The organism is Aminipila sp. (genome assembly GCF_032051575.1).
Taxonomy (GTDB): Bacteria; Bacillota; Clostridia; order Peptostreptococcales; family Anaerovoracaceae; genus Aminipila.
In genome coordinates this window covers 173,605-191,220 of record NZ_DAMBYD010000008.1, presented here as the reverse complement: position 1 = coordinate 191,220, position 17,616 = coordinate 173,605, and the positions used below count along the sequence as shown (strand labels likewise).

General features: G+C 35.7%; 16 protein-coding genes. 4 read left to right on the top strand and 12 right to left on the bottom strand.

Annotation, left to right across the window (positions count from 1 at the left end):
- Positions 1-3: 3 nt before the first annotated feature.
- The 6 genes from RTW14_RS12660 to RTW14_RS12635 all read right to left on the bottom strand — a co-directional run bounded on the left by RTW14_RS12660 (position 4) and on the right by RTW14_RS12635 (position 7,413).
- The gene (locus RTW14_RS12660) at positions 4-795 is read right to left on the bottom strand and encodes an FAD binding domain-containing protein (protein WP_312651939.1); all 792 of its coding nucleotides are present in this window, start codon (positions 793-795) and stop codon (positions 4-6) included.
- A gap of 1 nt (position 796) precedes the next feature.
- A complete protein-coding gene (gene argH, locus RTW14_RS12655) occupies positions 797-2,185 on the bottom strand; it encodes an argininosuccinate lyase (RefSeq protein ID WP_312651937.1) in 1,389 nt (462 codons plus the stop codon).
- A 223-nt stretch (positions 2,186-2,408) separates the two neighbouring features.
- Entirely contained in the window at positions 2,409-2,669 is a 261-nt protein-coding gene (locus RTW14_RS12650; RefSeq protein WP_312651935.1) for a hypothetical protein, read from the bottom strand.
- A 45-nt stretch (positions 2,670-2,714) separates the two neighbouring features.
- Entirely contained in the window at positions 2,715-4,184 is a 1,470-nt protein-coding gene (gene pepD, locus RTW14_RS12645; protein ID WP_312651933.1) for a beta-Ala-His dipeptidase, read from the bottom strand.
- Between the two features lie 19 nt (positions 4,185-4,203).
- Positions 4,204-5,610 (bottom strand): YfcC family protein, encoded by a 1,407-nt coding sequence (locus RTW14_RS12640; RefSeq protein ID WP_312651931.1) that lies wholly within the window; start codon positions 5,608-5,610, stop codon positions 4,204-4,206.
- A 165-nt stretch (positions 5,611-5,775) separates the two neighbouring features.
- Complete coding sequence (locus RTW14_RS12635) at positions 5,776-7,413, bottom strand: putative manganese-dependent inorganic diphosphatase (RefSeq protein WP_312651929.1); 1,638 nt, start codon at positions 7,411-7,413, stop codon at positions 5,776-5,778.
- Between the two features lie 188 nt (positions 7,414-7,601).
- Here RTW14_RS12635 and RTW14_RS12630 point away from each other — a divergent pair, with 188 nt between their 5' ends.
- Entirely contained in the window at positions 7,602-8,771 is a 1,170-nt protein-coding gene (locus RTW14_RS12630) for an amidohydrolase (protein WP_312651927.1), read from the top strand.
- Between the two features lie 78 nt (positions 8,772-8,849).
- Here the strand turns inward: RTW14_RS12630 and RTW14_RS12625 are convergent, their stop codons facing one another.
- From RTW14_RS12625 to RTW14_RS12615, 3 genes are all read right to left on the bottom strand, one after another.
- Positions 8,850-10,187: an FAD-dependent oxidoreductase gene (locus RTW14_RS12625; protein ID WP_312651925.1), complete on the bottom strand. Its 1,338-nt coding sequence runs from the start codon at positions 10,185-10,187 to the stop codon at positions 8,850-8,852.
- Between the two features lie 253 nt (positions 10,188-10,440).
- Positions 10,441-10,983, bottom strand: a complete 543-nt coding sequence (locus tag RTW14_RS12620) for a hypothetical protein (RefSeq protein WP_312651923.1) — start codon at positions 10,981-10,983, stop codon at positions 10,441-10,443.
- 154 nt (positions 10,984-11,137) lie between these two features.
- Positions 11,138-11,686 (bottom strand): DUF4489 domain-containing protein, encoded by a 549-nt coding sequence (locus RTW14_RS12615; RefSeq protein ID WP_312651921.1) that lies wholly within the window; start codon positions 11,684-11,686, stop codon positions 11,138-11,140.
- Between the two features lie 275 nt (positions 11,687-11,961).
- Between RTW14_RS12615 and RTW14_RS12610 the strand changes: the two genes are divergently transcribed.
- Positions 11,962-12,150 (top strand): hypothetical protein, encoded by a 189-nt coding sequence (locus RTW14_RS12610; RefSeq protein ID WP_312651919.1) that lies wholly within the window; start codon positions 11,962-11,964, stop codon positions 12,148-12,150.
- A 67-nt stretch (positions 12,151-12,217) separates the two neighbouring features.
- Here the strand turns inward: RTW14_RS12610 and RTW14_RS12605 are convergent, their stop codons facing one another.
- The gene (locus RTW14_RS12605) at positions 12,218-13,210 is read right to left on the bottom strand and encodes a sodium:calcium antiporter (protein WP_312651917.1); all 993 of its coding nucleotides are present in this window, start codon (positions 13,208-13,210) and stop codon (positions 12,218-12,220) included.
- Between the two features lie 249 nt (positions 13,211-13,459).
- Positions 13,460-14,860 carry an MFS transporter gene (locus RTW14_RS12600; RefSeq protein WP_312651915.1) on the bottom strand — a complete coding sequence of 467 codons (1,401 nt, stop codon included), beginning with the start codon at positions 14,858-14,860 and terminating at the stop codon, positions 13,460-13,462.
- Between the two features lie 173 nt (positions 14,861-15,033).
- Between RTW14_RS12600 and RTW14_RS12595 the strand changes: the two genes are divergently transcribed.
- On the top strand, positions 15,034-16,560 hold the full coding sequence (locus RTW14_RS12595; RefSeq protein WP_312651913.1) for a sensor domain-containing diguanylate cyclase: 1,527 nt from the start codon (positions 15,034-15,036) through the stop codon (positions 16,558-16,560).
- A gap of 41 nt (positions 16,561-16,601) precedes the next feature.
- Here the strand turns inward: RTW14_RS12595 and RTW14_RS12590 are convergent, their stop codons facing one another.
- The gene (locus RTW14_RS12590; RefSeq protein ID WP_331654445.1) at positions 16,602-17,324 is read right to left on the bottom strand and encodes a TerC family protein; all 723 of its coding nucleotides are present in this window, start codon (positions 17,322-17,324) and stop codon (positions 16,602-16,604) included.
- Positions 17,325-17,456: 132 nt separating this feature from the next.
- Between RTW14_RS12590 and RTW14_RS12585 the strand changes: the two genes are divergently transcribed.
- A complete protein-coding gene (locus tag RTW14_RS12585; RefSeq protein WP_312651911.1) occupies positions 17,457-17,615 on the top strand; it encodes a hypothetical protein in 159 nt (52 codons plus the stop codon).
- The last annotated feature ends 1 nt before the right edge of the window (position 17,616 follow it).

Sequence of the window (17,616 nt, the reverse complement as noted above, 5' to 3'; positions counted from 1 at the left end):
AAATTACGCTCCCGCCGTTTCCATTATGTGTTTTACAGCTTTTTTTAACAATGATGCTGCTAACGCTTTTCTATACTCTTTACTGCCACGCATATTACTTGCAAAATGTTCCCAGGACTTGAGCTTTTCTATTGCCCCATCAATATCAGCCAAATCAGGCTCTTCAGGCAGGTTATTTTCAAATTCTAATGCCTTTCCCGGACGTGCTCCATATATAATCTTCCATGCTCCCTCTTCAATTTTCGATATAGCGCAAGCTAAGACAGGAAAATCTGTAGCTGTATTTCTAAAGCTTATATATGCAGTTTTACAATTTCTTTTCTTAATAATGACTCTCGTTAAAATATCCCGGTCATAAGGCATATTCACATAATCCTGCAAAGAAATGATTCCGCCTTTATATAATTCCACGTAAGATTCTAATGCCATGAAAGCCGTTAATAGATCAGAGAAACCAAATCGGGAATAAATGCTGCCGCCAACCGTTGCAAGATTTCTAAATTGCACACCCACAATTGATTCAAGCGAATGACGAATCATACCTGCAAAAAATTTTTCAATCCCCTGATGCTGTTCCAATTCTCTTAATGTACACGTAGCCCCGATTTTAAATTCTTCATCCGTTTCATCTATTGACCCAAGTTCAAGTGCAGATAAATCTATTATAGTAGAAATATTTTTATGCTCCATCTTAAGCCATAACATTCCGCCTATAATTTTATTGCTTTTGCTCTGATTCAATACCCATGCCTCTTCTAAAGTTGCTGGCATCAGGTAATTTTGTGCAGTAAACAATCTACATTTCCTCCAATTCTGTAAGCCAAGTTTCGCCAACTTTAATCTGTCTGCAAACCTCTACTGGCGCAGTGCCTCCAAATGAAACTCGAGCATCTACACAGCCTTTAATGCTTAAATCGGGTAACTTATCTAAAGAGAGCCACTCATCTATTTGCTGCAAATCACTTTCCCTCAAATCAATAAAGTCTTTATTATGATTTTCACAGAATTTTACCATTTTACCTACAACCTCGTGAGCTTCTCTGAACGGCATCCCCTGCTTAACAAAGTGCTCTGCTATATCAGTAGCATTTAAAAAACCTGTATGAAGATGTTTCTCAATCATATCCATCCTAAATTCTGTTTTTTCTATCATCTTTGCGAAAATTCTTAAAGAAGCTTTCCAAGTATCAATTGCGTCAAACAAGCCTTCTTTATCCTCTTGAAAATCCTTGTTATATGCAAGTGGTGTTCCCTTCATGACAGTCAGAATCTGCATCAGATGTCCATATACACGACCAACTTTTCCTCTCAAAAGTTCTGCCATATCTGGATTTTTTTTCTGAGGCATTATACTGCTCCCTGTGCAAAAACTATCATCTATAGCAATGTAACTGAATTCTTGTGAATTCCACCAAACAAATTCCTCTGCAAATCGGCTGATATGCATCATAGAAATTGAAGCATCACTTAAAAATTCAATTACATAGTCTCTATCGCTGACACTATCCATGGCATTTTCTGTAGGCGCTTTAAATCCAAGCATTTTAGCGGTAAAATGCCTATCTGTAGGTAATGTTGTTCCAGCTAGAGCACAAGCTCCTAATGGGCAGTAATCCATTCTTTCATAAGTATCCTGTAATCTCTGAATATCTCTTTTAAACATTTGAAAATAAGCCATTAAATGAAACCCTACGGTTACAGGCTGTGCATGTTGTATATGCGTAAATCCAATCATAATACTATCTGCATATTGCCTTGCCTTTTCAAGCAGCACCTTTTCCATATAAATCAAGTTTTCTAACACTTCTTTTATTTGTTCTTTCAAATACAGTCTTGTATCTACTGCTACCTGATCATTTCTACTCCTTGCTGTATGAAGCCTCTTGCCAGTATCTCCAAGAGCATCTATTAAAGCGCTTTCTACGGCCATGTGAATATCCTCTTGCTTAATCGTAAATTCAAATTCACCAGCATCAATCCTATCTTTTATTTTCTTAAGGCCTTCAATGATCTGATCCTTTTCAGCTTCAACAACAATACCTTGCTTTGCAAGCATTGTTACATGGGCAATACTGCCCTGTATATCACAAGCATATAGTCTTTTATCAACATCAATAGAAGCGTTAAACTTCTCAACGATTTCGTCCATACCCTTTTCAAATCTACCACTCCATAAATTTGCCATTAAAAGTTCTCCTTCACTGTTTTTTATAAAATCATTACCTTTAATTTTAACATATTTGACAAATCAATACCACATTTTTGCGGTTTGCCAACAACAAGCTGTCATTTACTATAATCTTAATCAAATTTTAGGAAAGTTTGAATTAAAAAACATAGATAAAAAAATGAAAAAAGAAGGTGCTCATTTCATTTGCGAGCACCCCCTTTTATGGATAAAGTTGCTGCTATTTAGACGCAACCACCTGATCCAGAATTTCTTTATAACTTAATTTTTTCTTTTCTATATTTTGGGACTTGTCAGATTTATCTACCTTCTTCTGTATAGGTTTAGGCCTTAATAGCTGTTCGGCTGCCTGCTGTAATCTAAGCTGCTGTAGAACTGCATTGCCTTCTAAGTTTATTTCTTCTGTAACCTTAGAAAACTCCGTTTTACTATAATCATCACCCTCAGGCATGAATAAATTGTTTCCCACATTGATATACATTCGTTACGTCCTCCATCTATATATTATATCGGAAGGCGTTATTATTTACTTAAGTTCTTCTAACAATTTCTTTAAAAACTGCCATACAGCTTTAACTGAAGATGCACTCATTCTTTCTGACGGTGAATGGAACCCCCAACAGTTTGGACCTATGGCTATAGCATCTAACCATGGCATACTCTTTAGTAGGCAGCCACACTCAATGCCCGCATGAACTACAATCGGCTTAAGCTCCTTTCCGAATTCTTTGTTAAAAACGGAAATAGCCTTTTCTCTGACTATAGACTCCGAGTTGTATGACCAGGCTGGATATTCTGAAAAGAACTTTATTTCAGCTCCAAATACCTCACTCAAATTTATCAGCTGATTTTTAATATGATGACACGTTGAGTCAAATGAACCTCTAAGTTCTGCCTCTGCTTTAAGGTAACCATTCTCAAATCTAAGTATGCCCAAGTTAATAGAACTTTCTACAACCCCAGGCATTAATCCATTCATATTTTTTATACCATCAGGAAACAAATATAAAAGCTGCATAATTTTATCAAAGTCTTCCTCTGTAATAATCTTAGAATCTATGCTGTCACTTTCGTTAAATTGAATCTTTAAATCATTGCAGATTCCTTTATATTCCGTTGTAAATATATCTTTCATTTCCGCTATTGTATGTTCTACTTCTTGCACTCTGTCAGTACCTACAAAAATTACCGCCTCTGCTTCTCTTGATATGGCAAGTCTCGAAGTTCCTGCATAAATGTCAGCTAATTTAACTTTATATTTCCTTTTTATCTCATAAAGTAGACGTACTAGCAAACTAATAGCACTGCCATGTCCCTTATTAATGTCCTCTCCAGAATGTCCACCAGTTAACCCACTTACTTTTATATGAAAGCCTTTATATCCGCTTAACGATGTTATGAGCTCGTAATTTAAGGGACACATTACCTTTACCCCTGATCCTCCGCAGCTTCCTGCTAAAATTCTGTCTTCCTCTGCCTGGTCAAGGTTAATCAGTTTTTTTGCTTTAAAAGACTCTGGCGAAACGCACATGGCCCCATTAAATGTAGATTCCTCCTCTGTAGTAAGCAGTATTTCCAAGGGCGGGTGCTTCAGATTTTTTTCTTCCAAAATTGCCATACAATAAGCAACACCAATCCCATTATCTGCACCAAGAGTCGTTCCGACGGCTGAAAATATAAGATCACCTTCTATTTTCAAAAGAATAGGATCCTTTAGGAAATCGTGATTACTATCACTATTTTTTTCACAAACCATATCCATATGTGCCTGAAGCAGTACAGCCTCAGAGTTTTCATATCCCGGTGTTGCAGGTTTCTTGATTATTACGTTTAGGGCCCTATCCTGATAGGCTTCATACCCCTTTTCACAAGCCCATTGGTATATATATTGACTTATTTGTTTTTCGTTACCACTCCCTCTGGGAATCTGTGATATTTCCTCAAAGTAATACATTACCCCCTCTGGTTCTACCCCTTTAAGTACTCTTTTATTCATAATTCTTCTCCTTCCCCATCTAATATCCCATGTATCCTATAGTTGAAGCATAAATAAGAAATGCACATGCAACGATACACCACATTCCCCATAAAGGAAGCATGAACTTTATCCAGCTTTTATATGGAATATGGCAGATTGCCAAAGCAGCCATAAGCGAGCCACTTGTAGGTGTTATTACATTAGTAAACGCATCACCCAGCTGGAAAGCCAAAACAGCTACCTGTCTTGTTAGTCCCAGTAAATCTGCAAGAGGCGCCATAAACGGCATAGTTATAGCTGCCTGACCAGATCCTGACGGCACTATAAAATTAAATAGGTCCTGTATAATAAACATCCCACATGCACTAACCTGTGAAGGCAATCCTTTCAGTACACTAGCCATACTACTAATCAGTGTATCCATAATATTTGCATCCGACATGATGTTTGTTGCTGCTTTACAAAATCCAATGATTAATCCTGCCCATATTAAATTTTTACAACCCTCTACAAAAGCATCTGCTGTATCATTTAGACTTAATCCCCCCACTATTGCACATAACATTCCTATTATTACAAAAATAGCAGACATTTCATCTATGTAAAAGCCCAGCTTAATAACCGAAATCGCAACAGCTATAAACCCTAAGGCGAATATTAATAAGACACCTTTTTGTCTCTTGGTTATTTTTACAATTTCCGAAAAATCAATCTGATCTGCGTACTTGTGATCCAGTTCATACATTACGTTTTTCTGCGGATTTATTTTAACATTTCTGGCATGAATCATAACATATATTATAGTAATAATTACCAGTACTGTAAAAATTGCTGTACGCATGCCTATGCCTGAGAACAATGGAATTTCTGAAATATTTTGAGCAACCCCTACCGTAAAAGCATTTGTCATACCACCTGCATAACCTACTGCTGATGAACAAAAAAGTATAGCAACGGCTGTTATAGAATCAAATCCGCATGCTACACAAACTACATATACCAATGGGACAAAAGCCAGATATTCTTCACTGCATGCTGCCGTGGCCGAAACTAATGAGAAAACTGCCATGCATAATGGAATAAGTAAAAGTTGCTTTCCCGCAGTTTTTTTAACTAAGTTTGAAATACCTGCATGTAATGCACCTGTTGCCTCAACTATCTGAAAAACGCCTCCAATGATAAGTAAAAAAAATATAATATTTCCGGCTCCCTGCAATCCTAATGTTATGGACTTAAATAAATCAAAAATTCCTATAGGAGTATTCTCCACATAATGAAATGAACTAGGATTTACTATATCATAACCGGTTGCTGTATTTTCAACCCTGTCAAAAACCCCAGCAGGAACTATATAAGTAGCAACCGCTGCTATAACTACAATCGCTGCAAGAATTATTAAAGGATTTATGGATTTTATTATTTTATTTTCCCTTTGCTCTTTCATTTTGTCTACCTCTTTTCCATAATTTGTTTACGTTTGTACTTTACCACGTTAAATAGATATCGTCAAGAAGTATCGGGAATGTTTTTTATAATATACAAAAGAAGCCGTATATAAATCCAACCCAGTTGAATTCATATACGGCTTTTCCCTTTTCTAATTATTTACTTATTCCTGCATGGCATTAATTAGTTTAGGAATCAGCTGTTTCTTTCTTGAAACTATATTTTTCATTATAATAGAAGATTCTTCGGCTTTTCCACAAAAAGCCCTTTCAACTATGTCCTTAGCCTTTTCACCTACAAATAACAATTCTGTGGATTCATGAATAACATCCGTTAGCATAAAAAACATCATATCTGAACTAGAAGTCTTACAGGCATTCTCCATAAATGGAAGAATCTTAAGCTTCAATGAAGCCAGCTCATCTCCATCCATGGAAGTAAGCTGTCCTGCACCGAATTTTATTCCATTACTAGCAAATTTTTTGTAATCCTGGTAGAATATTTCTTCCGTAGATTTATCCTGCAGGGAGCTGCCTGCCCTAAACATTTTTTCTGCATATTCTTGAATATTAATTTCTGCAATTTTAGCGAGACTTTCTGCAGCAGCTTTATCCATATTTGTACAGGTTGGCGATCGGAACATCAGTGTATCGGATAAAATAGCGGAACATAATAATCCTGCAATTTTTTCATCCATCTTGACGCCCTGTTCTACATACATTTGATAGATAATCGTTGCCGTGCAGCCTAAAGGCTGATTTCTGAAGTACACAGGAGCAAGTGTTTCCAGATTTCCAATTCTGTGATGGTCAATAATTTCCATTATTTCCGCTTCTTCAATACCATCTACCGCTTGAGATTTTTCATTATGGTCCACAAGAATAATTTTCTTTCTATTCATGTTAATCAAAGACCTTCTGGAAAGCATACCGCAATAGTTACCTGACTTGTCCAAAACAGGAAAATCTCTATGCCTGATTTTAGTAACAGACTCCTTCATATCACTGACATAATCATCTTCCATAAAGCTGACTATGTTCTCTTGACGCATAAAATAGCGGATTGGAGTACTCTGGTTAATCATTCTGGCCGCCATATATGTTTCATAAGGTGTACTTATAATTCTACAGTTGTTCTGCATAGCCAGCTTCTTTATGGTTTTAGACACTGGAGCACCCATACATACTACAATGCATCCTGCATTCATTTCAATAGCACAAAGGTGTGATTCAAAGCGATTTCCTGTAATGAGAATATCCCCTTTTTCTATGTATTCTTCCATTAAATCAGGATTTGCCGCTCCAATAAGAATTTTCCCATTTTCCACAAATCCCTCTTCATCACCAACTATCATAGTCCCTTCAAGGGTATCTAGAATATTTCTGTATGGTGTTTTTGATAAAGCTAAAATTCCATTTTCAAAAATATCCATATTCGCGGTTGCAATATCATTAACTGAAATTATCCCCTCTAGTTTTCCATCTAACGTAACTGGCAATGTGGAATTTGAAGTGTCTCTCATCATGTTCCAAGCTTTTTTCAGAGAAATACCACTCTTAATTCCATCAATTTTTTTAATAGAAACATCTCTTATCTGTGTGCCTACGTCTGCAATGAGTTCAGGTGCCTCTGCACCGAATTTTTCTAATACATATTTTGTCTCATTATTTACTTGTCCAGCGCGTCTAGCTTCGTAACATTTATCTGTAATCTGATTTTTCAGATGAGCATATGCAATAGCGGAGCAGATCGAATCCGTATCCGGATTTTTGTGCCCTATAACATAAACTGGTTTATCCAATTGACTTCCCCCTTTGTCTTTTCTCTCTTCTTCATTTATATATTAGCAATCAGTATAACAATTTTAATCACTTATCGTCAATGCCTTATACAATTTTGTTATAATAATTCTTAGCAAATTACGCATACTTTATGTGATATTTTAAAATTATAATTTAATTTTTAAAGGGGCAAATAAAGGGACAAATTATGTTATTAATAAAAAATGGTAAAGTATTAACTATGGAGGGAACAACCTTTGAGTCAGGCTATGTATTAATTAGAGATAAAAAAATATATAAAGTCGGTAATAAAATAGATGAAAAAAAATACAAAATATCTAAAACAATAAATGCCGAAGGTCTCTGGGTGCTACCCGGACTTATAGAGTCTCACTGTCACATAGGAATCACCGAAGAGAAAAAAGGATTTGAAGGTGAGGATTGTAATGAAATGAAAGATCCAATCACTCCATATATCAGAGGTCTTGATGCCATTAATCCAATGGACTCTGCTTTTCATAATGCAATTTGCTCTGGCATCACCTCTGTTATGGCAGGTCCCGGAAGTTCAAATATTGTGGGAGGCCAGTTCGCCTTTATAAAGACTTGGGGACGATGTATTGATGAAATGGTTGTTCTTGAGCCTGCAGCCATGAAAATAGCATTTGGTGAAAATCCAAAAAGCAATTATAACGAGTTAAATAAAGTTCCCACTACCCGAATGTCTATAGCCGCATTATTACGTGAGGAGCTATTTAAAGCCGCACAATACCAAAAAGAAAAAATAGATAGTAAAAAACGTAGAAAACCTTTCGAACTTAATTTCAGGCGGGAGTGCTGGCTCCCTGTTTTAAACGGAGAAATCCCATTGAAGGCTCATGTACATCGGACAGATGATATATTAACAGCCATCAGAATTGCAAAAGAATTTGACTTACGTTTAACCTTAGATCATTGTACAGAAGGTTATTTAATTACACAAGAAATTAAACACTCAGGATTTCCAGCAATAATAGGACCTTGTCTCACTTCCAGAAATAAAATTGAAATACAGAATATGGATTTTAAGAATGCTGGGCTTGTTAGTAACGCAGGAATTAAAATTGCCATAACAACAGATCATCCGGTTAGCAGGATTCAGTACTTGCCAGTTTGTGCTGGTTACGCGGTAAAAGAAGGTCTGCCTATGGAAGAAGGTCTTAAAGCGATTACAATTAATTCTGCAGAAATTTGTAATGTGTCAAACAGGGTAGGCAGCATCAAGGTTGGGAAAGATGCCGATATAGCTATATTTGATGGCAATCCCATGGAAGTATTTACCCATACCATTTATACTATAATCAATGGCCAAGTCGTTTACGATAAGAACAAGCAATAAAATTGGACAAGCAGAACATAAATGATAATTTAATCATTCTTCCTGCTTGCCCGACTACTATTTAATTTGTATTTATGTTTATATTATTTTTTCATTATATATTCCCTCCAAACCAGTTCGAGCCACACGCCCACTAATCTCCTCTGGATTTGTACTATATAACTGCCGTTCCTGCATCCTTTGGAAATACTCTGCCCCTGCAAAGGTGTATCGAGTCATTAATCCTTCTCGTGTTTGCAGACGTTCATTCGCATAAGCTATCAGATCACCTGTAGCTAGCTGTCTAGGCAATTCCATTGGCTTTAATCCCTTTAAATATCTTGCGCCATTATAGCCTGCCAGGCTTCCCGTTGTAATAGCCTCTGTATGCCCCACAAATAATCCTGACTTCTCACCCCCACAAAGTAAATTCTCAATACCTGCAACTTTCATATAGTCGTCTCTTTCGGTTACAGATAAATACCTTATAGAGTTCCCCTTTCCTCCTGCATAAGGGTCAGCATATCTGGCATTTTCAAGGCCCGGTACTTCCCTTAACTTTTCTAATGGGAAGAAAGGTGTCATAATCTTAGCATAGCCTGTATCTAAAAGTACTATATTCTCTGCATACTCATCTAAAGCATACTGTTGGCATACTTTTAAATTCAACTTTTCTTTGACTATATCCTTCTTTTCTAAAGGTATTACAACTACTCCGATATCATTTAGCTCCTGTTGTATTTCTTCTGACAAAGATCCTTTCTCTAATTTTCCAGAACCGCTAAAGGCTCCCCATGCACCGTCCTTTCTCATTCCCATTATGTCGGTTACTCCTGCTTTCTGCGAAATGCTAACTCTAGGGCCAAAAGCAGGGCATCTGAGTATACACATGCAGCATCCATTACCGTAAGCAAGGCAATTCCCCATAGGTCCTGTAGATCCTGTGCATTCAATAAAAACATCCCCCTCTATGGTCTGCACTTCCGTATTCCTCTGACCAAGCCCAACCCCATTGGTAACAACAAGACTTTTTATGTATTTTTTCGGCTTTTCCTCAGGTAATTCTACCATTTCAGTAACGACGTCGATAACTCTTGACATGATGCGTATGTCAACACCCATATCTTTCAGCACTCTTCTGACTTGCGGTTCCACTTTCATAACATCATACAGACTGGCATGTTTGTGACCTGGAAAATCAATATTTCTATGTCTGGAACAACTGTCCGTTATTTGAAATAACTCAGCTGCACCCAGAGCAATGTTTTCTTCAGCAGCAGTAAACCTGCCATTATTTCGCATAATGCCGCCCACATTGCCTAGACCCAAAAGCAAGTCGGTCTTTTCGATCAGCACCACGGATGCCCCTGCTTTTCGTGCGGCTATAGCCGCAGCACAACCTGACCAGCCGCCACCAATTACTACAACTCTATACATTAAAAACCCCCCTCTGATTCAAGTATCCACATATGTAAGATATTCAAATCTAAAGGGGGTTATGTTTACTTCTAATAATCCTTAATATTCTTTTCACATTAACAGCCGCCCCCATTCAGTTCTTAGAACAGCTGTTAAACCGTTTATTTTACTTCATTAACCTTCATCTTCTTACGTTGAGAGATGATTAAAATCAACTCCCGCTATAAGTAAAATCCGAACGAATCTTATCCACTATGCCGTGAATAATAATTTAAATTTTGTAGTCAGTTCCAAAACATCCGCAAATTTCATCATATCTATTTTCACATGCTGTTCCTGGACATATTTCGCAGCCTTTGTTCTTTCTTCTTTTTTCTCTTTGGTCGTTAATATCACTTACTCCCTTAATCAAGTTGCATAATCCTTCTTCAAGGTCTTGCAGACCTTCACGAACGTTTACAATTCCCTCACAGAGACAGCCATTCTGAAGGTCACACAGTCCTTCCTGCACACCCTTGACACCGTCTTTGATACCACAGACACCGTCTTTAATGCCCGTATTACTTCTGTAATCGCATTCAAATTCGAAATCTTTTAACCCTTCAATCACATCGTCTAAGCCTTTTTTAGCTTTACACAGTCCATTTTCGATACATTTTATGCCTTCACTAATTCTACAACAGCAGATGTCATTAAGGCCATTCTGGATATCTTTAATACCCGCTTTGATTTTGCAGATGCTCCTTTGTATATCTTCAATAGCATCCACTTGATTGCATTCGCAGCTACAGTTGCATTGTCTATTTCTATACATTTTTCATCACCCTTTTATATAATATACACCTAAACTAGGTATAGTATAATTATATGAAGGAGTTGGTGAAAGTGTTAAAATGTGCATTTAATTAAAATTAAAACCCAGCCTGCACTTAAAATGCCAGCTGGGTTCTGCGACTCTACAGACAAGTTTAACCAGCGGCAACTATGGCCAATGCGCTAAGGTTTCCATTAATAGAGTAGTTTATCGTTCCAAAATCAGCATTAGATACACTTATCAGGTCCAACACATAGGTACAACAGCCATTGCAGTTATCCTCCCTAATTGGGAATTTAAACGCTAGAGTATGGCTAATCGTAACGTCACCAGTTGTATCTGCCACAAAGAAATTAACTGAAGATATAGTTTGACGTGGTCTTCTATCCTTACAGATTCTATACAGTGTAAAAGTTAACGTAGAAGTGGCTGCTACAGTAGTAGTTACATTTAAAATACCTGTAAAATCAATTATAAGATTTTTGACGTCTACACAGGTTGTATCAATTGTAACACTTGATATGGGCTGATTGAAAGTTTGAAGTAATTCACCAGCAGCGAAAGTAATATCCAACGGCCCAAAATTTCCATAGCTATTTTCAAAAATCACTTTATTTCCAAATGCGGATTGGCAGCCACAATCTTGATGTTGTTTAGAATTAGAAACTTCTTCATGCAAGGGATATTTAGAATTTAACTCCATAAATATACCTCCTTTATAAAATATAATTACATCTATTCTTGTCAAAAATGTAAAAATTTACTTTTAAATCGTAATAGACAGTAATTGATCTTATCCCAAGAACATGTGAACGGATTCGATCTTATTCATTATATGCTGTAGATGGCATTTTGTTGTACCCCATTTTAACCATATAAGCTATAATCTGCTTCTAATTTATTCTAAAGCAAACTTAATTTTAGATTTTATAATAATTCCCCACTAATTACACATACTTAAATTTGGAGGTGACTAATATGGATTATTTAAAGAAAACAACTAATAACGCTGATGCTTACAAGAAAGCTCAAAAAGCTGATTCTTGCACCAATGCAAAAAATGACGATTCTAGAAGAAATAATCAAAATTCTGATTCTAGAAAAAATGATCAGAAAGCTGATTCTAGAAAAAATGACCAAAGTTCAAGCAATAACGTTCAAAGATAATTTTCTGCTAAGGAAATAGCAAATCCCCGTTCAATATAATATTGTCCGGGGATTTGTTAATTTGTCTTTAAATGACATTGATTAGAAATATAATATATAAAACTCCACTTGCCAAAAGAACATACGGACTAATTGTTTTTGTTATTTTAATCCATGCAAGATTTAGTGCCGCAGATGTTAACGCAATTATTGCAGATAACATCGTAATTCCTGTTAAATTCCATGATGTAAAAATGATACCAAATACGACTGGAAAGCAGCTCTGAAATACCATTGCTCCTGTTATATTACCCAATGCAAGTGTATCTTTTTTATGTCCTATCCAAATCACAGAGTTTAACTTTTCAGGAAGTTCTGTAGCTATTGGTGTAATAATCATTGATAAAATCAATGGTGCTATACCAATAGAATTGGCTAGATTTTCTACATATTTTACAAATAAATCCGCTCCCAAAATAATACCAAGTAAAGCTATGATTAATTGTACTACAATCCATACTAAACTTGTTTTCACCTTAAAAAACCTGGTAAAATACAATTCATCAACATTACCCACTTGATCAGCCTCATCACTAAATGTAGTTTTTAAGTAAATAATATAAGATAACAATAGTAATACTGCTATACATGCTTTAATAGTAACATGCGTATGTATTAAACTAGTTAAAACTGCAATTCCGTAGATTATTATGAAGAATGTCAAATCTCTTGAAATTACATCTACATCAGCCGTCATTTGTGTGCTTCTTCTGCCGAGTTTAGAAAAAACTAATACGGCCAGCCCTGTCACGAAGAAGGCTAAAGTACCTAACATAAATGGAGCACCGGCGATAGCCCCGATACCTATTTCATGTGCGTCCCCCCCTGTATAAAAAACAATCGCAATGATTGGTATAATAGTTTCAGGTAACCCAGTTCCTATGGCGGCAAATACACTTCCTACAACTCCCTGTCCTAGGTTTAATTTCTTTCCAAACCACTCAATGGCATTTGTAAAAACAAAGCAGGCAAATAAAATAAAACCCAAACTAATAACTAGCATTATTACATCAATTAACATAGATTTATCTCCTTCATGATTATTGTGACAAACAAAAAAAGACTTCTACCATAACCCTTTACAGAGTTATGCCAAAAGTCTCGTTACCTAAAAGGCTTACAAAACCAGGTAGCATTTTCTACCGGTATGTTGACTTTGTAATACCAACTACTCCCTTTTAACTTGCTTTATAATACAATACAAATCACCCAATTGTCAACATAAATAAATTCAACTATATTAATATATTGATTCTGATTTCGTTATTTTCTATCTTTTATCAGGTATTTTCATTACAAGGATTATTGCCAGTATAGCTATTCCTAATCCAACTAAAAAAGTATCCTTTTGAGCATATATGTATATTGCATTTTTACTTAATCCCGAGTCTGCAGCATAATGTGCTTGCCTTGTTATAAGCATAGCACTTCCAATTGCTGTTCCAAAGGTATTTCCTATATTCCTCATAGTTGCCAGCATACCAGAGGCTATACCAGAATCCTCTTTTGAAACAGAGCCCAGGATTGCAGAATTAATGGCTGATACACTCAATCCGTTCCCTGCACCTACCATTAATAATACAAGAATCACTAATAAAATGCTCATATTCTCTTTAAAAAATCCAACTAAAAAGCAATTTAAAGCAATTAATATCAAACCTGCGATAGCTGGTCTGCATGTTCCATATTTATCAGAAAGATCTCCACCAAAAGGGGATGCAATCATCATTGCTATAGGAGAAGCTAATAGCACCATCCCCGCTTTTTCCGCGCTAAGTGATAAAATATTTATAAGAAAAAACGGAAATAAATATGCCGTCAGCTGTTGAGTCATATAGGATAAAGCACATGTTGCATTTGCAAGTGAAAAGGTCTTGTTTTGAAATAAACTTAATGGCATCATTGGCATATTGGTTACTTTCTCTCTCCATATAAATAAACTAAGCGCAAGCATAAATATCATAATACATAAAATAAATGGAGTGGATATTACTCCCCAGCTATCACTGAAATTTAAGCCAATAGCCAGTGTCCCAATAGAAATTGCAAACAACATTCCGCCTAGCACATCTAATTTCAGTTGTTCTCCATGAACCTCCCTTTCATCCTCTGGCATAACTATCATCGTTGCAAGTAAACCAATCAAGCAGAACGGTATTGAAAAATAAAAAATAGAATGCCATGAATAATGCAATAGCAGAAATCCTCCTATTGTTGGACCAGATGCAAATCCTACGGATACGAAGACAGAGTTAATTCCAAGTGCTTTTCCCCGTTCTTCATCATCAAATGTTTTTGAAATAGTTGCCTGTGTTATAGATATTAATAAACTATAGCCAAGGCCTTGTAGCGCTCTGAAAAAAAACAGAGTCAAAAGGGTATGCGAAAAAATTGGCGCTAAAATGGAGGATAATGCGAAAAAAATAAATCCAATTTTATACTGTCTTTTATACCCATACAGATCTGCAATTTTACCACAGATCAATAACATACAGCAGGGAATTAACGAGTAAACAAGGGTCAGCCAACTGACGTCTCCCTGTGAAACGCCAAATTCATCTGCAAGTATTGGAAGGGCTAAATTCACGCTATTAATAGCAAATGTGGCACTTAAATTAGCCATACTTGTAATGGCAAAAATCCACCACTTTGTTGATTCTTTGTTAGTCAATTAGAAAAGGGCCTCCGTTCATTTAAGTATGATTATTAAACTCTTTTTAAGCTGTACTTATAAAACTGTTATTATTATATTCATTCTATAATCATTATAGAAATTTGATACAATTTATACTATAATTATAATTCACAACCTATTGCTTAGTAGAGGTAATAAGGAGATTCCCCATGGACAAGCAAAATAAAAAATACTTAAAAATATTAATAATTATGCAGATATTGATTGGTTTGTCAATGATAGGAATCTTAAACTTTCTTGCCAATGAAATCTCAATTCACAATAATGAGATTTTTCAAAAGGTGGCGGTGGACGATACAGAACAGTCTATGAAAAAAATAATTGACGACACAATCATTAGAATTGATCTCAAACGAGCGTATATAAAAATACAAGCCGAATCACTGATAGAGGTTGCTCTTGCCAATGTAACCTCAACCAACAGCTTAGAAAGTATTACGACACTTAAAAGTGCGTTTCAACACACTCTTTATGCACAAGCAATTAAAATTGTGCTTAAATATCAAGATAGTGAAAATTTTATTCTTATAAAGAATAAAGGGAAATCTGTCCCCTTATCCAACGCGCAATTAAACCAACTAAAATCCAATGCTGCAGTCTACCGTGAAATTCCTGTTAGTATAGGGACTGTTATCCTGATTGCAGATCAGACTGAGCTTGACGTCATTGTAAAAAATCAAGTTTATAATGAAATACATCATGCGGCATACCCTGAAAACGAATATGTATGGGTTAATGAGATTGTAAATTATGCTGGTGGTGATAATTACGCCTTACGTGTAATACACCCTAATCTGCTTAACACAGAAGGCACCTATCTATCTACCAACATGCAAGATATAAAAGGTAACTATCCTTACTTAAAAGAACTGAATGGAATAAAAGAAAAGGGAGAGCTGTTTCAGTCCTACTATTTTGTTAATAAATCTGATGGCAAAATAACAGAGAAACTATCTTATGCTAGGCTTTACAAACCCTATAATTGGATTATTGCCACAGGGACACCACTGCGAGATATGTTTTCTTACACAAATAAATTAAATAACTATAATAAAAATATAATTAATCTGACCATCTTTTTTTGCATTGCCATTGTGGTAATGACTTTAGGTGGAGGAATATATTTAATAATAAAATTACAAAAACAGTACAAGAAACAAATTGATTTATTTGTAAAAGCCGAAACAGAACTTGATCCGTTGACTGGTGCATTCACCAGAAAAGCAGCGGAGAATTTTTTTCAACAAGGGTTGTCTGATTTTGAAGAGACAGGTTTCGCGCCTTTATTGTGTATGGCAGATATTGATAACTTCAAAAAAATTAATGACGCTTATGGTCATGATGTAGGAGATATGGTTTTAAAAACAGTATCCTCTACTATACTGAAAAGTATCCGATCCACAGATTATCTTTTCCGCTGGGGCGGTGAAGAATTTCTATTAAGTGTGCAAGGTATTCGTCCAACGTCACAGAATGAATTTGCAAATAAAATTCTTGAAAATATTAATTCTATTACATTTGAAAGTGGAGATGAAACCTTTCGTGTGTCAATATCTATGGGTGGCACTTTTCTTACAACCGGAGATGCGGACTATGCACAAGCTATAAAACGTGCTGATATCGCTCTTTATCAAGCCAAAAATAATGGAAAAAACAAGTATTGCTACATAGAATAAAATTAGACCTTGGGTAACCCAAGGTCTAATTTATTCTCATTTTATATGTTTCTGCTTCTGTTTTGTTTTTTTTGCTTACCTGCTAAAAGAACTCCAACAATAAGTACCGACCCTAATCCCAATCTCAATAATAAGTTTCCTTCAAAGAATCCCTTTAAAAATGGTTCTTCCGCAATCATTTTAGATGAAGTCCATGCTAATACACCTGACCCTATGTAAATGATTACTGGAAAACATTCTATCCATTTTAAAATAATTGTGCTGCCCCAAACTACGATTGGGACACTGATTAATAATCCTAAAGCAACCATAAAAAAGCTTCCATGCGCTGCACCTGCAACGGCGAGGACATTATCTACCCCCATAACTGCATCTGCAGCAATAATCGTTTTAATAGCCCCAATTAAATTTTCTCCAGCCTTCAGATTGTCATGATCTTTTTCATCAACAAGTAATTTATATGCTATCCTGATTAGTAATAAACCCCCTAACAATAATAAGCCAGGTACTTTCAATAGCCATACCACTACCAGGGTTAATATTGAACGAACAACAATAGCACCTGCGGTTCCTAATATGATAGCCTTCTTTTGGTTTTTATGTGGTAAATTTCTAGCTGCTAATCCGATTACAATCGCATTATCTCCCGCTAATACCAAATCAGTAATGACAATAGTCAATAGCACTGACCAAAAATCAGTAGATAAGAATCCCATTCGTTTAACGTTCCTTCCTTCATTAAAAAAACCTTTAACATAACTCATTAAACAGTGACTCATGTTAAAGGTCTTGCTTTTTGTATAAGCTAATATAGCATATAGCAATTGTTAAAGTCAATATGTTTTATTTCTGATATTTTTCAAGGAATTACACATACTTAAACTGGAGGTGATGACATGGATATATTAAAAAAAGATACCAATAATAAGCCTGGTAAGTATGTTAAGACAAGTAATTGTAGTAATGATGTTAAAAATGACAATTCTAACAAGAATGCTAAGGATTCTCACACTACCGATAAAATGGAAAATTCACACCATAGCAGCCAGCGATAAT

Coding starts and splice junctions, on each gene's coding strand:
- argH (WP_312651937.1), bottom strand. CDS start 2,185: ATGGCAAATTTATGGAGTGGTAGATTTGAAAAGGGTATGGACGAAATC.
- RTW14_RS12630 (WP_312651927.1), top strand. CDS start 7,602: ATGTTATTAATAAAAAATGGTAAAGTATTAACTATGGAGGGAACAACC.
- RTW14_RS12650 (WP_312651935.1), bottom strand. CDS start 2,669: ATGTATATCAATGTGGGAAACAATTTATTCATGCCTGAGGGTGATGAT.
- pepD (WP_312651933.1), bottom strand. CDS start 4,184: ATGAATAAAAGAGTACTTAAAGGGGTAGAACCAGAGGGGGTAATGTAT.
- RTW14_RS12595 (WP_312651913.1), top strand. CDS start 15,034: ATGGACAAGCAAAATAAAAAATACTTAAAAATATTAATAATTATGCAG.
- RTW14_RS12590 (WP_331654445.1), bottom strand. CDS start 17,324: ATGAGTTATGTTAAAGGTTTTTTTAATGAAGGAAGGAACGTTAAACGA.
- RTW14_RS12615 (WP_312651921.1), bottom strand. CDS start 11,686: ATGGAGTTAAATTCTAAATATCCCTTGCATGAAGAAGTTTCTAATTCT.
- RTW14_RS12625 (WP_312651925.1), bottom strand. CDS start 10,187: ATGTATAGAGTTGTAGTAATTGGTGGCGGCTGGTCAGGTTGTGCTGCG.
- RTW14_RS12620 (WP_312651923.1), bottom strand. CDS start 10,983: ATGTATAGAAATAGACAATGCAACTGTAGCTGCGAATGCAATCAAGTG.
- RTW14_RS12610 (WP_312651919.1), top strand. CDS start 11,962: ATGGATTATTTAAAGAAAACAACTAATAACGCTGATGCTTACAAGAAA.
- RTW14_RS12605 (WP_312651917.1), bottom strand. CDS start 13,210: ATGTTAATTGATGTAATAATGCTAGTTATTAGTTTGGGTTTTATTTTA.
- RTW14_RS12640 (WP_312651931.1), bottom strand. CDS start 5,610: ATGAAAGAGCAAAGGGAAAATAAAATAATAAAATCCATAAATCCTTTA.
- RTW14_RS12585 (WP_312651911.1), top strand. CDS start 17,457: ATGGATATATTAAAAAAAGATACCAATAATAAGCCTGGTAAGTATGTT.